Source organism: Dysgonomonas sp. PF1-14, from assembly GCF_029892965.1.
Taxonomy (GTDB): domain Bacteria; phylum Bacteroidota; class Bacteroidia; order Bacteroidales; family Dysgonomonadaceae; genus Dysgonomonas.
The window spans coordinates 1-1,416 of sequence record NZ_JARXWN010000044.1 but is presented as its reverse complement, the minus strand read 5'-3'; the positions used below and the strand labels follow the sequence as shown (position 1 = coordinate 1,416).

The following is a 1,416-nucleotide window of genomic DNA, read 5'->3' as shown; positions in this document are numbered from 1 at the left end:
ATGGGACTGTCCATAACTTTGTGTAAGCTCCAACTACACGGTTGAATATTTATCATATAAATTCTTTCAAATTCTCCCCCCCCAAAAAAAACGGGGGAGTTTGAAGGAATTTTTCTCCTTACCGGTTCAATCTTTCTCCAAAGATAACCAAAAACTGATTGAAAATAATCCCCCAATTCCAAACAGGCTGAGTCCACTTTTTCTCAATCTCACTGATAGCCAGATAAACAGACTTTTTGAGGGCATCATCCGTAGGGAAAGACAACTTGTTTTTAGTGTATTTTCTAATCTTACCGTTCAGATTCTCAATCAGATTAGTGGTGTAAATAATCTTACGGATTTCCAACGGAAAATCATAGAATGAGGTCAATTCATCCCAATTATTGCGCCACGAACGGATGGCATAGGGATATTTAGAGCCCCATTTCTGTTCAAAAAGGTCAAGTTCAGAGGCGGCAGCTTCTTTGGTAGGCGCATTGTAAATATTCTTTAAATCGGATGTAAATTCTTTCTTCTCCTTCCATACGACATAACGACAAGAGTTGCGTATCTGATGGACTACACATATTTGTGTGGTGGATTCAGGAAACACGCTCTTTATGGTATCTGTGAAACCGCTCAGATTGTCGGTTACGGTTATCAGTATATCTTCTACTCCACGAGCTTTTAAGTCGGTAAGAACGCCCATCCAAAACGAAGCTGATTCTGTTTTACCAACCCACATGCCAAGCACTTCTTTAAAACCATCTTTATTAAGACCCACACACAGATAAACTGTCTTATTGATGACTTTACCATTTTCCCTGACTTTGAAAACGATACCATCCATCCACACTATCAGATATAAGCTCTCTAAGGGACGGTTCTGCCATTCTACAGCCGATTGTGTTACCTTATTGGTAATATGTGAGATAGCCGATGTGGACAAATTAACACCGTAAATCTCATGCATCTCTGATTCTATATCAGAGACACTCATACCTTTGGCGTAAAGGGATATGACTAACTTCTCGATAGATAAGCCCCGACTTTGATACTTGGGCACAACAACCGGTTCAAAATCGCCTTCGCGGTCACGGGGAACTTCGATGACTGACTCCCCGTGTTTACCCTGAATCTTCTTCGGGTAACTGCCGTTACGGGAATTGCCCGTGTTGAAACCTGCTTTCGAGCCTTTCTCATAACCTAAATGAGAATCCATTTCACCCTGAAGCATCTGCTCGTAAACCTTAACATGAAGCTCACTGATAAAGGCTTCAACATCTTCCTGTGTCTTGAACTGACTCAGGAACTCCTTACTTAAAAAATCTTTCGGTATGTCCATAATAAACACTTTTGATAAAGTTATACATAAATGAAAAAACTACAAGCTTTGCAACCTGTAGTTTTCATTTACACAATATTATGGATAGTGTC

At 40.0% G+C, this 1,416-nt stretch carries 1 protein-coding gene; it reads right to left on the bottom strand.

Translation table 11 applies throughout. The features are described 5' to 3' along the window. Window positions 1–118 precede the first annotated feature (118 nt). Window positions 119–1,324 (bottom strand): IS256 family transposase, encoded by a 1,206-nt coding sequence (locus tag M2448_RS20300; protein WP_280648005.1) that lies wholly within the window; start codon window positions 1,322–1,324, stop codon window positions 119–121. Between the last annotated feature and the right edge of the window lie 92 nt (window positions 1,325–1,416).